The sequence below is a fragment of the Lactiplantibacillus fabifermentans DSM 21115 genome (genome assembly GCF_000498955.2).
Classification (GTDB): Bacteria; Bacillota; Bacilli; order Lactobacillales; family Lactobacillaceae; genus Lactiplantibacillus; species Lactiplantibacillus fabifermentans.
Map to the genome: position 1 here is coordinate 1 of NZ_AYGX02000129.1, position 4,498 is coordinate 4,498.

Below are 4,498 nucleotides of genomic sequence, written 5' to 3' on the forward strand. Positions count from 1 at the left end.
AAAATTCGGTTTTGCGTGGGTTTTTACGATTTAGGAACTAGTTATGTCACAGCTCCCTTAATGGTCGCAATTAGACGTTTTCAGGTTTGCGAATCTTGTTCAATTCAGCATCGATTTGCGCTAAAACGGCTTGTTGGTTCTCAGGTTTTTCCAAGTCGTATTGTTGCAAGTCAATCTTCATCTTTGGACTAGCGTCATATTCGTCAAACCACTTGCGATAAGCGGTCCACATCTTATAGTAGTAATCTTCCAATTCAGGGTTGTTATCGAATTGTTCGTAATCACGACCACGTTTTTTGATGCGGTATAAAATCGTGTCAAAATCAGTTTCTGAATAGACCATTAAATCCGGTGCCTTCTTAGGTAATTCCGTTAACTCCGTCATCATGTTATCTAATAATTGTAGATAAACATGTAATTCAGTGTCCGAAATGTTACCTTCGGCGTTGTTTTCTTTGGTGAAGAGGGCATCTTCATAAATTGAACGGTCGAGGACGTTGTTGTCATCAGCCAATGCCTTCTTGATCATTGCAAAACGTTTGTTTAGGAAATAGATTTGTAATAGGAAACCATAGTTTTTGGGATCCGAGTAGTATAGTGGCAAAACGGGATTGTCACCAACGGGTTCGTAAAATGCCTTAGTTCCAAGGTGATCGGCAATTAAACCAGTCAATGTAGTTTTACCGACCCCAATCATTCCTGCTGTTATTATCACCATGATAGCCCCTCTTTATAGAAAATTGCACTACATATTGTATAACAAAAAAAGTTTCAATACCATATAGACTTTTGGTAGAAACTTTGCTTTGGGGCTAAAATTAGCTTATTTTTGCGCTTGGTCCTTTAATAAATCGCGAATTTCTGCTAAATATTGCGCTGATAAATCTGGTGTTTCTTCTTCCTCCTCAGCTTCTTCTTCCGCTTTAGCGCCGGTGACCTTATTAATGGCTTTGACCATCAAGAAGACGACGATTGCCACGATGAAGAAGTTAATTACGGAATTTAAGAAGGCGCCATATTTAAAGGTCGCTTCACCAATCGTGATTTTCAGATTGGATAAGTCGATGCGTCCTAAGAAAATCCCAATCAGTGGGTTAATCAAGTTGTTCGTCAGTGATTTGACGATTGCGGTGAAGGCCGACCCAATAATGACCCCAACGGCTAAATCAATCACGTTACCTCGTGCAATAAATGTTTTGAATTCTTCAATCATAAAATTCATCTCCCTTAGATTCTTTTTCCTAAACAGTATAGCGAAAAGCGCGGGTTGACTCAATGTGAATGCTTATATTAGGAATATTTTTGTTAATTTGGTGGTTAAACGAACTAGCTACGTTCGTTAGATTAAGGCGATGCAGCTAATAAACACACAGCAATGGCGTTGTATGTTTTACGGCAGGTTTGCCAACTATCAAAAAATAGTAGCAATCAATAAACAATTAGCTCAAAGAATGGATGTTGCCATGAGAAAGGCTTGCGCCGCAAAATGTCTTGATATTGTTGTTTGTCTTCGTCAGTTAGTTCGGGGTCTTTTAGCGCCATTTTTAAATAGGTGAGCGCCGTCTGTTTTTCATCTAAATCCCGACATTGCCGTAGAAAAAAATTAGCGATAACTGGGTCTGAACAATAGCGCGTACAGAAGTTCAAAGTAGCGGCAGGTGGTAGCTCTAAAGCTGCCATTATTGGGATTCGGTAGCGCACCCATTCAATAAACCATGTTTGAATGTAAATCGGGGTCTCGTGGGTGATTTTTGGGGCCTTGGCAAGTTGTCGATCAATCACCGCGAGTTTAATGCGCAGTTCGTTCGGACGTTTGTACAGATGAAAGTCGAATAGCACATCTTCGAGTGGCAACGATGCTGGCCAAGGTAATTGGGTGACATTTTCACATAGCCAATGGAACAAATAATGATTAAATGGGTAATCGCCTAACTTGACCCAGGTACACCACGCTTCGCTACAGGTGTCTTTAAAGTTAATCCAGGCTGGCGCTTCGTCATATGGAGGCTGGGTGAGTGATATTGTGGCGAGTTGCAAGTATGTGGTTTGGGTCCATTGGCATCGCTGCATTAATTCGTGGTGGTGCGGGACGGTTACTAGTAGCTGTTCTAAAATCCAGGTCAATTTAGTTGCTAATTGTGCGGCACTCAACTCAGATTGCGCACAGGTATGAAACAATTCGTTGGTGAGCTGCGTTAACCGGTCGAAGTCTTGGGCGTTTATGTACGATAAAACGGTCAGTTGAAACACCCGCTGAGGTGAATGGTCGGCGGTTATTGGACTGAAATGCGAATGTTGCTGTTCGTTGTAAAAGAGGACGGCCGCCATGTGCTTACAAAGATGCCCACTGGTAGCGTAAGGGCAATTGCAATAAAATGTGAACGGGTCAGCCTGGATGCGGACGTTATAAGAGTTGGTCCCCAAAACGGTGGCAGTTATTGTGGTATGATTCACTTTAAAATCACGTATCAAGGCACGCCTATTATATTGGTACCCACGTTCTAAAATTTTCGCCGGAAAGCGACTTTTCCAATCCATACTTTAGACCACCTTTCATTCAGCCAGCTTAGCTCTATTTTAGGTGATTAAGAAAGTGGTTGCAATATGAAAAGGTGTGTTGTGACAGGGATGACACTGGCAAACAAGTCGGCGTTTTTGGCTAATCACCGCGATGATTAATAAGACTTTGACGTGATACATACTTTTAGAAAGTAACGAGGTGCGAGCAATGAATTATACGTTCATTGGTGATATTCATGCGGCTGCCGATGATTTGGCGGTATTGCTACAAGCGGCAGCCGTTAAAAATAACCGCCTGATTTTTTTAGGCGATTACATTGATGGGAGTGCGACCCGTACCGGCAGTTCGCAGCCGGATGCCTTAGCACCATTAGCCGTACTAGACCTGGTGATGGCACGGGTACAACAACATCATGATGTTGCATTATTAGGCAATCATGATGATTTTTGGTTACAAACGGCCGCGGGGGATGATTTAAGTTACCAGACATGGCGGTTAAACGGTGGGTCGCGGACGTGGCGCCAATTGGGTATCCATTCAAATCGACCGCTCGTAATTGCAGCGGCGTTGAATCAGCCCCCATTGGCCCGCTATACGAAATTTTTAGCCCAATTACCATTAACTTGGCAAACCGACCGTATTTTAGCGCTGCACGCCGGTCTCGACTGGCGCTATCCACTAGACCAACAAGTCCGTGATGATATTTTATGGATTCGCGATGATTATTACTACGATGACCAGCAACAGTGGCATCGCAATCTGACGAAAAAAGTCATCGTCACCGGGCATACGCCGGTTCAAACGATGACCGATACTGGTGCGGGGTTCATTAAAATGCAAGCTGATGCGCACGATATTCCGCGTTATTTGATTGATGGTGGGAGTCGTTCAGGCGCTGAAGACGGGGGTATTTCAGCGCTGACCTTGGATGAACAAGGGAACGTGGTCGCGATGCACCGAGTGATTCAGCAACAGTTGATTGAGGTGCTGTGACCGTGTTGGCGGGTGATCTTAAAATGATTGCGTGTGCCAAGTTGAGATGTTACAAGTTTTTTAGAAAACTAATTAAAAAAATCCTCAGAACATCAAATTGTTGGTGTCTGAGGATTCTTTAGTAAGTTCGCATCATCAATAAAGTACATCACATTATGGTTGAAGGGTCTTTTGGTATTTCTTGATTTTTTTGATGGCCCAGTCGTAATGGCTGGCGGTGCAAGAGACAAAGTAACTGCCCAAGGTCGTGCCACCAACCCACGGATAGACCTGTTTGGAAAAGAGTTCTTCATCGGTAAAAGTTTCAATTAAACGCATGACCTGGTCGTGGGTCGTTTGCAATAATTCGCAGGCTTCCGCAAGACTAGTCTTTTGATGTTGTTCAAAGAAAACTTGATTTAATTCACCATAGTTGCGCCAATTATAACCGGTTGGAAAAAATGGTTGCGCGGTGCCGGCCAGGTTGCGATTAACCCAGTTCAACACAAGCCGATGCCACTCATACACATGAATCAAAACATCCCGAATCGTTTTGTCACGTCGCCAATGGGCTTGTTTTTCTTTAGTAATGTCGAAGGAAAATGGGCGCAAACAATCTTCAGTGGGAATGGTGTCAATTAATGATAACAGCGCAGTGTATTGGTTATTGCTAGCTACAATTAAATCATTTTTGGTGGTTGGCCGTGCCATAAGAGTACCTCATTTCATCGTTATCAGTGACAAAGTAGTAATCAGCAAAATTTTATCAAGATTCAAAAGCTAAGCTAGGTCCAGATTCATGCTAGGTGGTAAGGTTCATTAAACTAGCAATCAGCGTGCGACTGAACTAAAACCAGGTATCCTTGATTTAAAATACCATCGCTATTTTACTCAAGCACGACTTCAGTCCGTTGATTGTTGACGGTGTCTTTTGAGTTGAGGTGCCAATTGGTACCCTGTCAATAAAATAGACAATTTAAATAGAGACTTTTTTGTCCTATGCCA

Annotated in this window: 5 protein-coding genes; 1 reads left to right on the top strand and 4 read right to left on the bottom strand. The window is 42.8% G+C overall.

What is annotated here, in order from left to right:
• Positions 1-70: 70 nt before the first annotated feature.
• The 3 genes from DY78_RS11050 to DY78_RS11060 all read right to left on the bottom strand — a co-directional run bounded on the left by DY78_RS11050 (position 71) and on the right by DY78_RS11060 (position 2,538).
• On the bottom strand, positions 71-718 hold the full coding sequence (locus DY78_RS11050; protein WP_024626299.1) for a deoxynucleoside kinase: 648 nt from the start codon (positions 716-718) through the stop codon (positions 71-73).
• Positions 719-823: 105 nt separating this feature from the next.
• Entirely contained in the window at positions 824-1,213 is a 390-nt protein-coding gene (gene mscL / locus DY78_RS11055; protein ID WP_024626298.1) for a large-conductance mechanosensitive channel protein MscL, read from the bottom strand.
• 215 nt (positions 1,214-1,428) lie between these two features.
• On the bottom strand, positions 1,429-2,538 hold the full coding sequence (locus DY78_RS11060; RefSeq protein WP_024626297.1) for an SWIM zinc finger family protein: 1,110 nt from the start codon (positions 2,536-2,538) through the stop codon (positions 1,429-1,431).
• Between the two features lie 190 nt (positions 2,539-2,728).
• Between DY78_RS11060 and DY78_RS11065 the strand changes: the two genes are divergently transcribed.
• Complete coding sequence (locus DY78_RS11065; protein ID WP_024626296.1) at positions 2,729-3,514, top strand: metallophosphoesterase; 786 nt, start codon at positions 2,729-2,731, stop codon at positions 3,512-3,514.
• A gap of 153 nt (positions 3,515-3,667) precedes the next feature.
• Here the strand turns inward: DY78_RS11065 and DY78_RS11070 are convergent, their stop codons facing one another.
• Positions 3,668-4,204, bottom strand: a complete 537-nt coding sequence (locus tag DY78_RS11070; protein ID WP_024626295.1) for a ClbS/DfsB family four-helix bundle protein — start codon at positions 4,202-4,204, stop codon at positions 3,668-3,670.
• Positions 4,205-4,498 lie beyond the last annotated feature (294 nt).